Source organism: Flavobacterium rarum (SeqCode) (genome assembly GCF_965234445.1).
GTDB lineage: Bacteria > Bacteroidota > Bacteroidia > Flavobacteriales > Flavobacteriaceae > Flavobacterium > Flavobacterium rarum.
The window spans coordinates 880,428-897,627 of sequence record NZ_OZ248479.1 but is presented as its reverse complement, the minus strand read 5'-3'; the positions used below and the strand labels follow the sequence as shown (position 1 = coordinate 897,627).

12 protein-coding genes and 3 tRNA genes are annotated in these 17,200 nt (G+C 34.7%); 9 read left to right on the top strand and 6 right to left on the bottom strand.

What is annotated here, in order from left to right; translation table 11 throughout:
* The first annotated feature begins 54 nt into the window (after positions 1 to 54).
* From AC8GF4_RS03730 to AC8GF4_RS03710, 5 genes are all read left to right on the top strand, one after another.
* Positions 55 to 1,962, top strand: a complete 1,908-nt coding sequence (locus tag AC8GF4_RS03730; RefSeq protein WP_506592783.1) for a beta-L-arabinofuranosidase domain-containing protein — start codon at positions 55 to 57, stop codon at positions 1,960 to 1,962.
* Between the two features lie 68 nt (positions 1,963 to 2,030).
* A complete protein-coding gene (locus AC8GF4_RS03725; protein ID WP_506592782.1) occupies positions 2,031 to 3,866 on the top strand; it encodes a glycoside hydrolase family 13 protein in 1,836 nt (611 codons plus the stop codon).
* Positions 3,867 to 3,877: 11 nt separating this feature from the next.
* On the top strand, positions 3,878 to 4,798 hold the full coding sequence (locus AC8GF4_RS03720; RefSeq protein WP_506592781.1) for an alpha/beta hydrolase: 921 nt from the start codon (positions 3,878 to 3,880) through the stop codon (positions 4,796 to 4,798).
* A 3-nt stretch (positions 4,799 to 4,801) separates the two neighbouring features.
* Positions 4,802 to 6,937 (top strand): GH92 family glycosyl hydrolase, encoded by a 2,136-nt coding sequence (locus AC8GF4_RS03715; protein WP_506592780.1) that lies wholly within the window; start codon positions 4,802 to 4,804, stop codon positions 6,935 to 6,937.
* 84 nt (positions 6,938 to 7,021) lie between these two features.
* Positions 7,022 to 7,441: a DUF2141 domain-containing protein gene (locus tag AC8GF4_RS03710; RefSeq protein WP_506592779.1), complete on the top strand. Its 420-nt coding sequence runs from the start codon at positions 7,022 to 7,024 to the stop codon at positions 7,439 to 7,441.
* A 182-nt stretch (positions 7,442 to 7,623) separates the two neighbouring features.
* Here AC8GF4_RS03710 and typA read toward each other — a convergent pair whose 3' ends face one another.
* Positions 7,624 to 9,420, bottom strand: coding sequence for a translational GTPase TypA (gene typA, locus AC8GF4_RS03705; RefSeq protein ID WP_506592778.1), 1,797 nt, complete (start codon positions 9,418 to 9,420; stop codon positions 7,624 to 7,626).
* 173 nt (positions 9,421 to 9,593) lie between these two features.
* Here typA and AC8GF4_RS03700 point away from each other — a divergent pair, with 173 nt between their 5' ends.
* Together AC8GF4_RS03700 and AC8GF4_RS03695 are read left to right on the top strand one after the other, a co-directional pair.
* The gene (locus AC8GF4_RS03700; protein ID WP_506592777.1) at positions 9,594 to 11,303 is read left to right on the top strand and encodes a PAS domain-containing sensor histidine kinase; all 1,710 of its coding nucleotides are present in this window, start codon (positions 9,594 to 9,596) and stop codon (positions 11,301 to 11,303) included.
* Positions 11,304 to 11,309: 6 nt separating this feature from the next.
* The gene (locus tag AC8GF4_RS03695; RefSeq protein WP_506592776.1) at positions 11,310 to 11,723 is read left to right on the top strand and encodes a response regulator; all 414 of its coding nucleotides are present in this window, start codon (positions 11,310 to 11,312) and stop codon (positions 11,721 to 11,723) included.
* 61 nt (positions 11,724 to 11,784) lie between these two features.
* Here the strand turns inward: AC8GF4_RS03695 and rpsT are convergent, their stop codons facing one another.
* From rpsT to proS, 5 genes are all read right to left on the bottom strand, one after another.
* The gene (rpsT, locus tag AC8GF4_RS03690) at positions 11,785 to 12,036 is read right to left on the bottom strand and encodes a 30S ribosomal protein S20 (RefSeq protein ID WP_039109573.1); all 252 of its coding nucleotides are present in this window, start codon (positions 12,034 to 12,036) and stop codon (positions 11,785 to 11,787) included.
* A 35-nt stretch (positions 12,037 to 12,071) separates the two neighbouring features.
* Positions 12,072 to 12,143, bottom strand: a tRNA-Glu gene (locus tag AC8GF4_RS03685).
* 43 nt (positions 12,144 to 12,186) lie between these two features.
* Positions 12,187 to 12,258: transfer RNA gene (locus AC8GF4_RS03680), tRNA-Glu, on the bottom strand.
* A 48-nt stretch (positions 12,259 to 12,306) separates the two neighbouring features.
* Positions 12,307 to 12,378: transfer RNA gene (locus AC8GF4_RS03675), tRNA-Glu, on the bottom strand.
* Positions 12,379 to 12,456: 78 nt separating this feature from the next.
* On the bottom strand, positions 12,457 to 13,935 hold the full coding sequence (gene proS / locus AC8GF4_RS03670) for a proline--tRNA ligase (protein WP_506592775.1): 1,479 nt from the start codon (positions 13,933 to 13,935) through the stop codon (positions 12,457 to 12,459).
* 103 nt (positions 13,936 to 14,038) lie between these two features.
* Here proS and AC8GF4_RS03665 point away from each other — a divergent pair, with 103 nt between their 5' ends.
* Together AC8GF4_RS03665 and AC8GF4_RS03660 are read left to right on the top strand one after the other, a co-directional pair.
* Entirely contained in the window at positions 14,039 to 15,055 is a 1,017-nt protein-coding gene (locus AC8GF4_RS03665) for a hypothetical protein (protein ID WP_506592774.1), read from the top strand.
* Between the two features lie 36 nt (positions 15,056 to 15,091).
* Positions 15,092 to 16,681, top strand: coding sequence for an OmpP1/FadL family transporter (locus tag AC8GF4_RS03660; RefSeq protein ID WP_506592773.1), 1,590 nt, complete (start codon positions 15,092 to 15,094; stop codon positions 16,679 to 16,681).
* Positions 16,682 to 17,200: the final 519 nt, after the last annotated feature.

The window sequence follows — 17,200 nt, the reverse complement described above, 5'->3', positions numbered from 1 at the left end:
TCAACTTATTAAAAGCAATTCAAAAAAATTAATTTTGGTTAAAATCATTCAAAAATGAGACATCTATTATTAATCATCAATTTACTTAGCCTGAGTTTTATGAATGCTCAAGAAAAAGAAATAGAAAAATATCAGGTAATGCCTTTTGGAAGCATAAAACCAACTGGCTGGATAAAAGACCAAATGCAGAAAGACGTAAATGGATTTGTGGGTAATTTGGACCAATTGGTTCCGGACTTAATAAATGATCCCATTTATGGTTCAGGAAGACTACAAAAACACAGTAAATCAAAAGATTTAGGTAATCTAAAAGAAGGCGATGCCGATGGAAGTGAGCAATATATGTGGTGGAACAGTGAAACCCAATCCAATTGGTGGGATGGTTACATCCGTAATGTAATACTGCTTAATGATAAAGTGGGTATAGAAAAAGTAAAAAATTATATTTACCGTACATTGGCTACTCAAGATTCCGATGGCTATTTGGGTATTTACGATCCTGAATTGCGTTATAAATTCAATTCCGAAAACGGAGAACTATGGTCAAAAACTACATTGTACCGTGGACTGCTCGCCTATTACGAATATTCTGAAGACGAAAAAGTTTGGAATGCATTAGTTAAAGCTGTTGAAAATGTGATGCAAAACTATCCGATAAATACCTCGAGTCCCTTTTCATCAGGTGAAAAATTCAACGGCGGTGTTTCGCATGGGCTAACATTTACAGATGTATTAGACAAAATGTATCAGATTACTGGAGACAAAAAATACGTGGATTATTCTTTGTTTCTGTATTTAGATTTCTCCAAAACGTATCAATCCGAAAAAGATGTCCAATTAGCCAATATTCTAAATCCAAATTATAAATTACAATCGCATGGCGTACATACATTTGAGCATCTGCGCCCTCTGATAGTAGCCACATACGCAACCAAAAATTCAGAATTGAAAAATGCCTTGTCAATTTATACGCAAAGAATTGAAAATGCAACAACCTTAACTGGTGGCCCAATTGGCGATGAATGGATTGCAGAAAGAAATGCAAATGCGACACATACCGGCTATGAATATTGTTCTTTACACGAATTACTTGATAGTTATACCGTTTTATTACAAAAAAGCGGTCAAGCAAAAACCGCCGATGCAATCGAAACGATCTTTTACAACGCAGCTCAAGGAAGCCGCGACCCCAAACACTCTTGTATTGCTTACCTCAAAACGGATAACTCATTTGAAATGTTGGGAACCAAAAATGGAGAAATAGAACCCGACCGCAAACAAACTCGCTATAAATATTCACCAGCTCACCAAGATGTTGCCGTTTGCTGCAATCCAAATGCGGGAAGAATTACACCGTATTTTTTAGAAAAATCATGGATGAAAGAAGGAAATAATACATTGGTAGCTACAATACTTTCGCCAAACAAAGTTGAAACAACAATCGACAACAAGCCAATTCGAATTGAAGAAATCACTGAATATCCTTTTAAAAATAAGTTTACATTTAAAATTTACAATCCAAAAAATGGTAACTTTAAAATGAAAATTAGAAAACCCAGTTGGGCAACACAAATAGAAACTATGGAGAAATTTACTGAGGAAAATGGGTTTATCGTTTTGGATCGAAAATTCAGCAAAGAAGATCAAGTTGAAATTGAATTCAAAGCGTTAATCATTATAAAAGAAGATGCCAGCCATGAAAAATATTTCACTTATGGTGCTCAAGTTTTTGCAAAATCGATTGCCGCTTCCGAACACAAAGGAAAAACATACAACGGTGATTTCTATGACGTAACCTATAGCCCAAAAGAAAACACAAAATACAAATACATTGAAAACAATAATGCAAAATTTGAAAATGACAAAATAACTGTAACCTTAAAAAATACCACCACAAATCAATTAGAGAATATAGTTTTGGTTCCTTTTGGACAAACTGTATTAAGACAAGTTTCTTTTTAAAAACAAATTTTTAAATCACAATCAATCCTAAAATTAAATCCAATTACGTACGACTAAATTCAATATAAATGAAAAAAACAGCACTCTTATTATTGGTTATTTCCAATAGCTTAAATGCACAAATCAACCGAATAGAGCCCTCCAATTGGTGGGTCGGAATGAAACTAAACCAAATAACACTTTTGGTTTACGGAACCGATATACAGAATTTAGAACCTGAAATAAAATACCAAGGAGTAAAAATTGTAAAAACTGAAAAGACAGTAAACCCCAATTATTTATTTGTAACAATAAATATTAGCCCTGAAACTGCTGTTGGGACTGCCAAAATAAGTTTCAAAAAAAACAACAAAACCATTGTTATTAAAGATTTTCCATTAGTGGCGAGAGAAAACAATAGTGCGAACCGAGCTAGTTTCTCTCCAAAAGATGCCATACTCTTAATCATGCCCGACCGTTTTGCCAATGGAGATCCCAAAAATGACAATACTCTCGAAAGCTTAGAAAAAGCCAATCGCTCGGATGAAAGCGGTAGACATGGAGGTGATATTCAAGGAATCATCAACAATTTAGATTACATAAAATCGTTGGGCTATACCCAAATTTGGAACACACCGCTTGCAGAAAACAATATGTCAAAATATTCCTATCACGGATATGCCGCTACCGATTTTTACAAAATAGACAGCCGTTATGGCACCAATGAACAATTCAAAAAATTGGTTGAAGAAGCCAAGAAAAGAAACATTGGTGTAATTTGGGATGTGGTTCTCAATCACTGTGGCTCTGAATATTATTTTGTCAAAGACTTACCAACCAAGGACTGGCTTAATTTTCAGGAAACCAAAACAAGTACCAATCATATCAAATCAACTTTGTTAGACCCTTACGCAACCGAACAAGATAAAATTGATTATACGGATGGCTGGTTTGATACTTCCATGCCAGATCTCAATCAGAGAAACCCTTTAATGGCGAGTTTCTTGATTCAAAATACTATTTGGTGGGTAGAATATGCAGGTCTATCCGGTTTTAGAGAAGACACCTTCTCTTATGCAGACAAAGATTTCTTAGCCAAATGGACCAAAACTATTTTGGATGAATATCCCAATTTCAATATCGTTGGCGAAGAAATGACCACTGTCACAGAACTTTCAGCCTATTGGCAAAAAGACAAAATCAATACTGATGGGTATAAATGCTATTTACCAACTTTGATGGATTTTGCATTAACAGACAACTTAGTAAAATCCCTCACTACAAAAAATGATTGGGAATCTACTTGGAAAGAATCCTATAAAGGAATGGGGCAAGATTACCTATATCCAAATCCAAATAATTTATTAATTTTCCCAGACAATCACGATATGGATCGTATTTATTCTAGGTTGAACAAAGACTTTGATAACTGGAAAATAGCCATGGTACTACACAGCACAATGAGAGGAATTCCACAATTTTATTACGGAACCGAATTATTGTTTACCAACGAAAAATCAGGTAATGATGGCCAGAGACGAGCTGATTTTTATGGTGGCTGGCCTGGTGACACCAAAAATGTAGTTACTGGAAAAGGAATGGAACCCAAAGAACTAGAAGCTCAAAAATACTTGGGCAATTTACTAAATTGGAGAAAAAATGCAACTGTCATTCATAACGGAAAATTCACCCATTACGCTCCAGAAAAAAATGATGTTTACGTTTATTTTAGATACAATGACAAAGAAAAAGTTATGGTGATTTTGAATAAAAACAAAGACAAAGTTACTCTGGATATGAATAAATACCATCAAATGATCCCTAATGTGTTCAAAGCCAAAGAAATCATTACCAATACAGAAATATCGATCAACAACTCTTTAGAAATAGCCCCAAAAACGGCTTTGATTCTTGAAATAAATTAAAAATTATCAAAATGAACAAAAACATAATCCTATTCATTTCAATCATGTTTACTTTTTTATCCAACGCACAAGAAGTAAAAGTCACTTCTGGAAAAGTAAAACGCTTTACAAATTTTCAATCCAAACTGCTTGATGCCCGTAACATCGATATTTGGTTACCTGACGGATATTCCAACAAAGAAAAATATGCCGTTTTATACATGAATGACGGTCAAGCATTGTATGATGCCGAAAGCACTTGGAATAAACAAGCTTGGGAAGTTGATGAAATCGCAGGAAAATTAATAGCCGAAGGTAAAACCCAAAAATTCATAGTGGTTGGAATTTGGAATAATGGTTCCAAACGCCATCCCGAATATTTTCCACAAAAACCTTACGAAAGCCTAACTCAAATTCAAAAAGATACCATTACGGCTCAATTACAAAAAGCGGGCCGAACCAAAGAAATATTCAAACCGTATTCGGATTTATATTTAAAATTTTTGGTATCCGAATTAAAGCCATTTGTCGATAAAAATTTCTCCACCAAACCTGATCAAAAGAACACATTTATAGCGGGTTCCAGTATGGGCGGGTTAATTTCTATGTACGCGATTTGTGAATACCCAAAAGTTTTTGGCGGTGCAGCTTGCCTGTCAACCCATTGGCCAGGTACGTTTTCTGCCAGTAACAATCCAATTCCAGAAGCCTTTGCCAATTATTTAAAAGCAAATCTTCCGAACCCAAAAGATCATAAAATTTATTTTGATCATGGAGATCAAACACTTGATGCAATGTACAAACCTTTACAAGAAAAAGTAGATATTGTAATGAAGGCCAAAGGATATACCAACAAAAACTGGGAAACCAAATTCTACCCTGGAGAAAATCATTCGGAAGTAGCTTGGGCGAAACGTTTGGATATTCCATTGTTATTTTTATTAAAAAAGTAAAAGATGAAAAAACTAGGACTCTTTTTATTCTTACTATTATTTTCCTTGGAGAGTTGCTCTAACAAAGAAGAAGTCAAAGACTTTACCCAATTTGTCAATCCTTTTATAGGGACTGATGGAACAGGCCATACGTTTCCTGGTGCTTGTTTGCCCTTTGGAATGGTACAGCCCAGTCCTGACAATGTAGATATAGGTTGGGATTACACCTCAGGCTATCAATATAAGAATCCTGAAATTCTAGGTTTTTCGCAAACTCATTTGAGCGGAACGGGCATTAATGATTTAGGAGACGTTTTATTGCTCCCTTTTGTAGAAAATAAAACCGATAATTTTAAAACGGGATATAATAAAAAAACAGAGAAAGCCAGTCCCGGTTTGTATTCAGTTACACTAAATGACAGTATAAAAGTAAACTTAACTGCAACAGAGCGTGTCGCTTTCAATCAATTTATCTATCCCACAAACAAAGCAAAATTGTTGGTTGACATGCAGCACGGATTACGTTTTCTAACCGATTCTCTGGTATTGGACAGTAACGTTAGCATTGAAAACAACACAACTATTTCAGGCTATTGTCATAACAAAAACTGGGTAGAGCGAAAATATTTCTTTACATTGACATTTGATACTCCATTTTTCAATTCAGTAGAATTACCAAAAAAACCAAAAGAAAAAGCGCCTAGATATGTTCTTGATTTTGATTTAAAGAACAAAACCCTAAAAGCCAAAATTGCTTTTTCAACGGTAAGTGTCGAAGGAGCCAAAAACAATCTTCAAAAAGAATTACCCCATTGGAATTTTGATAAAATCGTTAGCGATGCTAAAGTAAAATGGAATATCTATTTGTCTAAAATCGAAATTGAAGCCCTTCGAAAACAAAAAGAAATATTTTACACCTCTCTTTACCATTTATTTACTCAACCCAGTAATATTGCCGATGTAAACGGTAAATATCGAGGTGCTGATGACAAAATTGCTACAGCACCCAACGGAGAATATTACTCCACTCTTTCTCTTTGGGACACCTATCGCGCTGCAAACCCACTATACACCATACTTGTCCCAGAACGGGTAAATGGATTTGTAAATACTATGTTACTTCATCATAAAGCAGCAGGTTATTTGCCTATTTGGACCGTTTGGGGACAAGAAAACAATTGTATGATTGGCAATCATGCCATTCCGATAATAACAGATGCCTACAACAAAGGGTTCAGAGGCTTTGATGCTAATGAAGCTTTGCAGGCCATGATTGAAACGACCACTAAAAACCATCCCAATAACGACTGGGATTTATACAATAAATATGGCTATTATCCCTTTGATAAAATAGATAATGAGGCTGTTTCCAGAACCTTAGAAAGTGGCTATGACGATTACTGTGTGGTATTATTAGCCGAAAAGTTAGGCAATAAAACAGTTGCCGAAACCTATTACAAAAGAGCGTCTTACTACAAAAACATATTCGATAAAGAAACGGGATTAATGAGAGGAAAAGATACGAATGGTAATTGGAGAAAACCATTTGATCCTTTAAAGCCGACCTCTCCCATGAACAATCCTGGAGATTATACCGAAGCCAACGCTTGGCAATATTCCTGGGCTTCTACCCAACACGATATACCTGGTATGATACATCTGCTAGGCGGAAAAGAACAATTCACCAAACAGTTGAATACTTTTTTTACTCTTAATGGAGAAGAGGATAACAGATATCTTGGTCAAGAAGGTATGATTGGTCAATATGCCCATGGAAATGAGCCTAGCAACCACATATCCTATTTGTATGCCTACTCGAACGAACCCGAAAAAGGAAAAAAATTAATTACTCAAATCTATAATCAATTCTACAATAACACCGCAAACGGGATTACAGGCAATGACGATTGTGGACAAATGAGCGCTTGGTATATATTGACTACATTAGGTTTTTATCCGGTTAATCCTGCCACGGGTGAATTTGTCTTTGGAATGCCACAAGTAAAAAAAACAACCATTCATCTCGCTGATAATAAAACTTTGATTATTATTTGCAATGAGAACTCCTATAAAAAAATCACACTTAACGGAAAAAAAATCGAAGGTACCGAAATCAGTTACAAGAAAATTATGAAGGCTGGGGAATTAAAATTTGAATAATAAAACTATTAGGTCAACCTACGTTGAACAAGAATATTTTTTGCCAAACTAAAAAAATGCTTTCACCAACTTAAATCAACAACAATGTCAAAATCTTTCATCGCAATCTTATTATCTGTTTTCAGTTTCGGATTTTCCCAAAATTCAAACCTTTCTGTCTCTGTTTTAGGTTTAAAGAACAATACCGGAAAACTGACAGCTGAACTATACAATTCAAAAGGAAAATTTCTAAAAACAGCTTTTAAAATAGCCTCTTCAGATATAAAATTAAACACAGCCACAATAAATTTTATAGCAATCCCCAAAGGAGAATATACCGTTATGGTTTACCATGATGAAAACAATAACGGAAAACTAGACAAAAACTTTATAGGTATGCCCAAAGAACCCGTAGCTTGTTCCAACAATGCCAAAGGTTTTATGGGACCGCCAAAAGATGAAGATGCAAAGTTTACTCTTGTTACTGATTCAAAAATCACTATCAAAATGAATGAGAAGCTATAATTTCAAATACAACGTACATTGTGTTAGGGATAGCAGCGGCATCCTTTTTGGAGCTTTTTTCTAGCTCTAAAAAGATATAGCGCATAGCCCGACCCGCATTTTTCATGCGGGAAACACCATAAAAAAATCCCAAATTCCTATAGATAGAAATTTGGGATTTATAGTTTTGAACTTTTAGAAAATTAGATTTTAAATCTTTTTCTGTCAGTTTCTGTCAAATAGATTTTTCTCAAACGAATCGACTTTGGAGTAACCTCTACATATTCATCTTTTTGAATGTATTCTAAAGCTTCCTCAAGAGAGAAAATAATTGGAGGAATAATTCTTGCTTTTTCGTCATTTCCAGAAGAACGCACGTTAGATTGTTTTTTCTCTTTAGTTACGTTTACACACATATCATCTCCACGAGAGTTTTCTCCAATTACTTGACCTTCGTAAATTTCAGCATTTGGTTCAACAAAAAACTTACCACGATCTTGTAATTTATCGATAGAATAAGGAATAGCTTTCCCTTTCTCCATAGAAATCAAAGATCCTTTGTTACGTCCAGCAATTTCTCCTTTGTAAGGCTCATATCCAATGAAACGGTGCGCCATAATAGCCTCACCAGCAGTAGCAGTAAGCAATTGATTACGCAATCCAATAATTCCACGTGATGGAATATTAAATTTTACAATCATACGCTCCCCTTTGGTTTCCATGCTCAGCATTTCACCTTTACGCATTGTAACGAACTCAACTGCTCTTCCAGAAAGTGATTCTGGTAAGTCAATTGTTAATTCTTCAATTGGTTCACATTTTTTACCATCAATTTCTTTGATGATAACTTGTGGTTGACCGATTTGTAACTCATACCCTTCTCTTCTCATTGTTTCAATAAGAACAGACAAGTGAAGTACACCACGACCAAAAACCATAAACTTATCAGCAGAATCAGTTTCACCCAATTTCATTGCTAAGTTTTTCTCTAATTCTTTTGTCAAACGATCTCTAATATGACGAGAGGTTACAAATTTACCCTCTTTACCAAAGAAAGGAGAGTCATTAATTGTAAACAACATACTCATAGTAGGTTCGTCAATATCGATAGTTTTTAAAGCTTCTGGATTTTCATAATCAGCGATAGTATCTCCAATTTCAAATCCTTCAACACCAATAATGGCACAAATATCTCCAGCAATAACTTGTTGTACTTTTTTACGTCCAAGTCCTTCAAAAGTGTGAAGTTCTTTGATACGTGATTTAGTGATAGTACCATCTCTTTTAACTAATGAGATTGGCATACCTTCATTAAGAACACCTCTTTCAAGACGACCAATAGCAATACGACCTGTAAATGCAGAGAAATCTAAAGATGTAATCAACATTTGTGGAGTTCCTTCAGAAACTTTAGGAGCTGGTACATTTTCAATAACCATATCCAACAATGCTTCAACATTATCTGTTACGTTTTCCCAATGATCCGACATCCAGTTGTTTTTAGCTGATCCATAAACAGTTGGAAAATCCAATTGCCATTCTTGAGCACCTAATTCAAACATTAAGTCAAAAACTTTTTCATGAACTTCTTCAGGAGTACAGTTTTCTTTATCTACTTTGTTAATTACAACACATGGTTTTAATCCCAAGTCAATTGCTTTTTGCAAAACAAAACGAGTTTGAGGCATTGGTCCTTCAAAAGCATCTACAAGTAGACAAACTCCATCCGCCATATTTAATACACGCTCAACCTCTCCACCAAAATCGGCGTGACCAGGAGTGTCTATAATGTTGATTTTGGTACCTTTATACTGAACCGAAACATTCTTTGAAGTAATAGTAATACCTCTTTCGCGCTCTAAGTCGTTGTTATCAAGGATTAAGTCACCTGTGTTTTCGTTGTCACGAAATAACTGACAGTGATACATAATTTTATCAACCAAAGTTGTTTTACCGTGATCGACGTGGGCAATAATTGCAATGTTTCTAATAGCTTCCATCTGTGATTTTTAATGGGTGCAAAGGTACACTTTATTTTCATATAAAAAACCTTTATACAATAGTTTGCCATTTTGTTAACGTTTAAGTACTTAAATAAATACATCTGTTAATTAATTAAATATTTTTCTTACCTAAATTTTAAATTTAAATATTTTATTTTTATATTTGATTAATGAAAAACAAAGTCAACTTAATAACTTTAACCTATATACTTTCAGCTCTATTTATTGCTATTATAAGCTGTAAATTAGCAGAAAAATATGATAGATATATTGACTGCAATACTTTTAATTTCACGAAAGACATTGTTTTCATAGTTGTTACAGGTTTACTTTTTAGATATATCCTTGCTAAAAACACCAAGAGAAATATTGAATTCTACAAACATCTAAAAAACTCCAACAACAGATTAAAAGAATCCAACGACAAATATGATATTGTTGCAAAAGCAACCAGTGACACTATTTGGGACTGGAAAATACAAGAAGACAACCTCACTTGGAACAAAGGAATTAAAGGAATTTACGGATACAATCAAGATCAAGTTGACAACAATTCTCAATGGTGGTTTAACAACATACACCCTGAAGACAGCGTTAAAATGTCAATAAAACTATATTCTTTTTTGGAACAAAAAACAGAAAAATGGCAAGATCAATATCGATTTAAATGCGCAGACAATTCATATAAATATGTACTCGACAGAGGCTTTTTACTCAAAGACGAAGACGGAAAAGCCATTCGAATGATTGGAGCCATTCAGGACATTACCAAACAAAAAGAAGAAGAAAGCCGCTTGAAATTACTTGAAACCGTTTTTACAGAAACTAAAGATTCTATTATAATTACTGAAGCAACTTCAAACAACAATGAAATCCCAAAAATAGTATTTGCAAACCCTGCCTATAGCGTTATGTCAGGATATGATCATGATGAAATCATTGGGAAATCTCTCAATTTTTTCCTTGGAGAAAACTCCAATATGGAGGAAATGGAAAAATTAAGAAAAGCAATTACCGATATAGAAGAATGTTTTCTAGAAATAATTTTTTACAAAAAAAACCAATCCGAATACTGGACAAGACTTTCTTTTGTTCCCGTTTATAATACAGAACAAGAGCTTTCGCACTGGATTTCGATTCAAAGAGACATTACTGAAGAAAAAAAATTAGAGAAAGAAAAAGAAATACTCATAAGAGAATTAACCATAAATAATAAAGATTTAAAACAATTCTCTTATATCACTTCTCATAACCTCAGAGCTCCATTATCAAACCTAACCGGCCTATTGCACTTAATTGACGACATTTCCATAGAAGACAATGAATTGAAAGAGATTTTATCAGGATTCAAAACCTCTACTTTTTTACTTAATGAAACCATTAATGATCTTGCAAAAGTGATTACCATAAAAGACAGCCCTTCTTCAAAAATTGAAACATTGCCCATAAAAGAACTTTTTAATAATATTTTAAACCAAGTAAACTACCAAATCGAAACTATAAAACCAGAGTTGAATATTGATTTCGGCACTATCACAAACATAAAAACCAACAAAGCCTATTTTGAAAGTATCCTATTAAACCTATTAACTAATGCCCTTAAATACAGATCAAAAGACAAAACTCTAATTATTGATATAACTGCAAAAGCACTCAATAACACCCTAGTAATTGATTTCAAGGATAACGGAATTGGAATAGACCTAGAAAGACACAAAGATAAAATTTTTGGTCTTTACCAACGATTCCACAATTACCCAGACAGCAAAGGTCTGGGCTTGTATTTAGTAAAATCCCAAATAGAAACAATGGGAGGAACAATAAGCGTTAAAAGCGAAGTAAACAAAGGAACTGATTACAAGTTAACATTTAATACCTAATAACAAATGTTAGATCTCATTATGTGCATTGATGACGACCCGATCACTCTTATGCTAATAAAAAAAGTAGTACAAAAAGTCTCTTTTTCAGAGCAAATAATAAGTGCTCAAAACGGAGAAGAAGCACTTGACATATTCAATCAATTAAAAAAAAACAACTTCAAAGCAACAGTTGACAAACCTCAATTAATTTTTCTAGACTTAAATATGCCAGTAATGGGAGGTTGGGAGTTTTTAGACTATTTCAACACATCAAATTACTCTGAATTTAATAGTATAAAAGTAATTATATTAACCTCAACCATAAACCCTGAAGACATAAAAAAATCTAAAACATATCCAAATGTCATCAGCTTTCAATCTAAACCTATCACTATAGAAATGCTAGAAGATATTAAAAATTTAATATCTTTAAAATAGAAATAAACAAAAAAAGCTCCTATGAGGAGCTTTTTAATATAAATATACAAACTGCAATTAATTACAATTTAGCAACATGTTTTGTTAATTTAGACTTCAAATTTGAAGCTTTATTATCATGTATGATGTTTTTCTTAGCTAATTTATCAATCATAGAAATTACACTTGATAATTTAGAAGTTGCATCAACTTTATCAGTAGCTATTCTTAACGCTTTGATAGCATTACGAGTAGTTTTGTGTTGGTATCTGTTTAATACTCTTCTCTTTTCGTTACTTCTAATTCTCTTTAGAGCTGACTTATGATTTGCCATTTTATTATATTTTTTATCTTTATTATTTTTTTTCGTAGTCCGTAAGGGAATCGAACCCCTGTTACCAAGACGAAATCTTGGCGTCCTAACCCCTAGACGAACGGACCAGTATCACCTAAGTTTTTTCAATCTAATCAAAACTGAAATTTGTAGCCCGTAGCGGAATCGAACCGCTCTTACATGGATGAAAACCATGCGTCCTAACCGATAGACGAACGGGCCATTTTCCCTCTTAGTTCAGGATAACTATATTTGCAAAAATAAAAATTGTAGCCCGTAGCGGAATCGAACCGCTCTTACATGGATGAAAACCATGCGTCCTAACCGATAGACGAACGGGCCCTACTTCTCTAATGCGGATGCAAAAATACAACTATTTTTGAGAAGTGCAATAGTAGATCCAAAAAAAATATTTTTTTTTTAATACGCCTTTGCAAACAACACTCTACCAATAGACGAATTCCCAGTAAGCACACAGCTTCCCGCTTGTTCTTGGCGATCCAAAGGAATACATCTTATAGTTGCTTTGGTCAATTCTTTAATCTTTTCTTCAGTAGCCGCTGTTCCATCCCAATGTGCTGAAACAAAGCCTCCTTCGCCGTCCAAAACAGCTTTAAACTCTTCAAAACTATTTACTTCAGTAATATGAGTATTTCTATAATTTAATGCTTTTTCGAATAAATCTTTTTGAATTTGCTCCAATAAATCACTGATATAAGTTACAATTCCGTCTTTTGAAACTACTTCTTTGGTCAAAGTATCTCTTCTTGCTACTTCAAAAGTTCCGTTTTCTAAGTCTTTTGGCCCAACAGCAATTCGAACCGGCACTCCTTTCAACTCCCATTCAGCAAATTTGAAACCTGGTTTTTGCGTGGTTCTATTATCGAATTTTACAGATATATTTAATTTCTTGAAAGCTTTTACCAAAACATCCACTTCGGCAGAAATTGCTTCCAATTGTTCATCACTCTTATAAATAGGAACAACCACTACTTGTATTGGAGCCAAATTTGGCGGCAACACCAATCCTTGATCGTCAGAATGTGTCATTACCAATGCTCCCATTAATCGCGTTGAAACTCCCCAAGAAGTTCCCCAAACGTGTTCTTGTTTCCCTTCGGCATTGGCAAACTTCACGTCAAAAGCTTTAGCAAAATTCTGTCCTAAAAAGTGTGAAGTCCCTGCTTGCAAAGCTTTACCATCTTGCATTAAAGCCTCGATACAATACGTTTCTTCTGCTCCTGCAAAACGCTCTGTTTCGGTTTTCAATCCTTTTACAACTGGAATAGCCATGAAATTCTCTGCGAAATCAGCATACACGTGCATCATTTTCTCTGATTCCTCCACCGCTTCTTCTCTCGTTGCATGTGCTGTATGTCCTTCTTGCCATAAAAATTCAGCGGTTCTCAAAAACAAACGAGTTCTCATTTCCCAACGCACAACATTGGCCCATTGATTGATTAATAAAGGCAAATCTCTATACGATTGCACCCAACCTTTATATGTAGACCAAATTATTGCTTCACTTGTAGGACGAACAATTAATTCCTCTTCCAATTTCGCATTAGGATCCACCATTAACTTCCCAGGTTTGTCTGGGTCATTTTTTAATCTATAATGAGTCACGATGGCACATTCTTTTGCAAATCCTTCTGCATTTTTCTCTTCTGCTTCAAACATACTTTTAGGTACAAACAAAGGAAAATATGCATTTTGATGTCCTGTTTCTTTAAACATTCTATCCAATTCTGCCTGCATTTTTTCCCAGATAGCATATCCATAAGGTTTGATCACCATACATCCTCTAACACCTGAATTTTCTGCTAAATCGGCCTTAACAACCAACTCATTGTACCATTTTGAATAATCTTCTGCTCTTGTTGTAAGATTCTTGCTCATATTGAATAATTTGGCATAATTTTTGTTTATATATAATTTAACTAAATAATTCCACAAAACTAACTAAATTTGTATTAACCAACAATAAAACAAACTACTGATTATGAAAACAAATGCATTAAATACCCGGAAAGCCCTCCATTATTTCTTAATCGGATTATTGAGTTTGCTTGTAACTTCTTGTGGTTCTTACCAAAACACTTCTTATTACGACAACGATGGTGTTTATGGCACAAATAGCGAAAAAGTTGTGATAAAAGAGAATCAACCCAATTCGACTTCTATACAATACAAACAATATTTTAATTCTTTACAAAATTCAGCTGATTCAAGTGAAATCTTCACGGATGTAGATAGCTACGGAAGTAATTACGATACCGAAAACGATTCTATTCAAGCTCCCACTGTAGGATATGCTTCATGGGGAAGTTCTCCACAAGAAACCAATATTACAATATACCCAGACAACAACTGGGCAATAGGTTTCGGGTTTGGTTGGGGGTATCCAGGTTACGGTTTTGGATGGGGATATCCAGGTTACGGATGGGGATACCCAGGTTATGGTTGGGGATATCCAGGTTATGGCTGGGGGTACCCAGGATACGGATGGGGATACCCAAGTTACGGTTGGGGATACCCAGGATACGGGTACGGGTATGGTGCAAATTACACCTACAACAACAGCCGAAGAGGTTCATCTTATGGTGGATCGTACAACAATTACTCTAGAAACAATTCTTATACTAGAAATGGAGCAACAAGTAGAAACAACTCTTATACTAGAAACGGCGTAACAAGTAGAAATAACTCTTATACTAGAAACGGTGTAACAAGTAGAAATAGTTCCTATACTAATAACGGTGTTTCAACTAGAAACGCACCTACATTTACAAACCGAAACAGCAATTCTTCTTCCAGAAATTACACTCAAAATCAATCTCGAAGTTCTTACAGTCAAAACAGAACAAACACTTCTACTCAAAGCAGTCAACGTTCTTATAGCGCACCAAGCAATAACTCTTATAGAAGTAGTGGAAGTAGCATGTCTTCTGGCGGAGGTTCTAGATCGTCAGGTGGTGGAGGTGGTGGCGGTGGCAGATCGTCTGGAGGTAGAAGATAAAATTTCGTTACTAGAAACCAACCAAAACTTAACCCAATGAAGAATAACTTTTTGTTACTCTTAGTAGCAGGACTGCCGTTCTCTACTATATACGCTCAAGAAATTAAAGATGCTATGCGGTATTCTCAAACCGAATTGCACGGAACGGCTCGTTTTACAGCCATGAGTGGTGCATTTGGCGCTCTTGGTGGGGATTTGTCATCTATAAATGTAAATCCTGCAGGTTCGGCTGTTTTTAACAACAACCAATTTGCTTTTACTTTAGGGAATTACGATACTAAAAATGAATCAAGTTATTTTGGTTCTTCCACATCGGCAAGTGACAATTCATTTGATTTGAATCAAGCTGGTGGTGTTTTTGTTTTTAATACCCGAAACCCAAACAATGATTGGAGAAAATTCTCGATGTCCATTAATTATGAAAACACCAATAATTTTGACAATTCAATGTTTTCGGCGGGTACAAGTCCAACAAATTCTGTAGCCAATTACTTTTTGAGTTATGCCAATACTGGAAACAATGGAGCGCCTGTACCTCTAGAATTTGTAACCAGACAAGTTGGAGAATCCATAACCGATTTATATTATTACTTAGGAAGCGAACTTCCCAATCAACAATATCCCAAGTTATCTGGATTTGATGCACAACAAGCTATGCTAGCTTATTACAATCAAGGATTTATCATAGATGCCGAAGATTTAAACAACCCAAATAGCAAATACATTTCAAACGTTCGCTCGGGGGGTAACTATTACCAAGAAAACAGTATTTCTTCAAATGGATACAACGGAAAACTTATTTTTAACGCTGCAGCACAATACAAGGACAAAGTCTTTTTTGGGTTAAATTTAAACTCTCATTTTACAGACTATATCCAAACTACGAACTTCTTTGAATCCAATAGCAATCCAGAAGACATTAATTATAGAGTAAAAAGTTTGAACTTTTCTAATAGTTTACACACTTACGGATCGGGATTTTCATTTCAAGTGGGAACAATTGTAAAAGCAACCGAAGCAATTCGTGTAGGATTATCTTATGAATCGCCAACTTGGTATAGTTTGCAAGACGAATTATCGCAAAGACTATCCTCTATAAGCACTAACTCAGTAAATGCATTTCTGCCAGATGTTGCAGATCCAAAAGTTATAAATGCTTATGCTCCTTATGATTTGCGCACTCCAGGAAGTTTGACAGGAAGTTTTGCTTACGTTTTTGGAAAATCGGGATTGATAAGCATGGATTACAAATACAAAGACTACAGCGTTACACAATTTAGCCCGCAAAACGATCCTGTATTTAGAAATCAAAATAACAAAATCCAAAACGCATTAGGTTCTTCCAACGAAGTTCGAATTGGAGGAGAATACAAAGTAGACAATTTCAGATTCCGAGGTGGCTATCGTTTTAAAGGAAGCCCTTATAATGATTCAAAAACAATTGGTGATTTGAATAGTTTTTCTGGAGGTTTAGGCTATAGTTTTGGGGCTATAAAATTGGATTTCTCGTATGTGAACGTTCAAACCACATCTCAAGAACAATTTTTCTCTCAAGGCTTTACCGAAAGCGCCAAAATCAATACCAACAAAAACAATTTCACTATGACCGTGTTGTTTGAAATGTAATAAAAACATATACCTATATATAATAACCACTTTTGAAATTTTCGGAAGTGGTTTTTGTTTTTATAAAAGAATAATTTGGGCAAGACCACATTTGCAAAAGTGGCCCATTTTGCAAACTGCTTATTCGGCCACTTTCACAAATGCGTTCGGGCTGTACACTTTATACCATTACTACTTATAAAATAACCCAATCTACTCGTTCTTTTTCTCCAATACTTTCTCAAAAAATAATTCCAGAGCAAAGGCTATGCAATGATTTTTTTCGTTGTCTTGAAAAAAAATAACTTCGCATCTTTAGACTATTTTATAAACAGTAATGGTATTACTTCGGTAACTAGCTCCCATCCCTCTTGCGCTATACAAGACATTGATTGCAAATCCACAGCTTTTGTTTTTTAAACCCAGAACCTGTATTAGAAATCTACTGGCAAAAAAACGCATTAGTTGAAATATTTTCCGAAAATGTTAACCATTTTATTGCTTTGCTTATTTGTTAAAAAAACCAAACATCTCGCCTAG

Coding starts and splice junctions, on each gene's coding strand:
- AC8GF4_RS03700 (WP_506592777.1), top strand. CDS start 9,594: ATGAAAAACAAAGTCAACTTAATAACTTTAACCTATATACTTTCAGCT.
- proS (WP_506592775.1), bottom strand. CDS start 13,935: ATGAGCAAGAATCTTACAACAAGAGCAGAAGATTATTCAAAATGGTAC.
- AC8GF4_RS03715 (WP_506592780.1), top strand. CDS start 4,802: ATGAAAAAACTAGGACTCTTTTTATTCTTACTATTATTTTCCTTGGAG.
- AC8GF4_RS03730 (WP_506592783.1), top strand. CDS start 55: ATGAGACATCTATTATTAATCATCAATTTACTTAGCCTGAGTTTTATG.
- AC8GF4_RS03710 (WP_506592779.1), top strand. CDS start 7,022: ATGTCAAAATCTTTCATCGCAATCTTATTATCTGTTTTCAGTTTCGGA.
- AC8GF4_RS03665 (WP_506592774.1), top strand. CDS start 14,039: ATGAAAACAAATGCATTAAATACCCGGAAAGCCCTCCATTATTTCTTA.
- AC8GF4_RS03725 (WP_506592782.1), top strand. CDS start 2,031: ATGAAAAAAACAGCACTCTTATTATTGGTTATTTCCAATAGCTTAAAT.
- rpsT (WP_039109573.1), bottom strand. CDS start 12,036: ATGGCAAATCATAAGTCAGCTCTAAAGAGAATTAGAAGTAACGAAAAG.
- AC8GF4_RS03720 (WP_506592781.1), top strand. CDS start 3,878: ATGAACAAAAACATAATCCTATTCATTTCAATCATGTTTACTTTTTTA.
- AC8GF4_RS03660 (WP_506592773.1), top strand. CDS start 15,092: ATGAAGAATAACTTTTTGTTACTCTTAGTAGCAGGACTGCCGTTCTCT.
- AC8GF4_RS03695 (WP_506592776.1), top strand. CDS start 11,310: ATGTTAGATCTCATTATGTGCATTGATGACGACCCGATCACTCTTATG.
- typA (WP_506592778.1), bottom strand. CDS start 9,420: ATGGAAGCTATTAGAAACATTGCAATTATTGCCCACGTCGATCACGGT.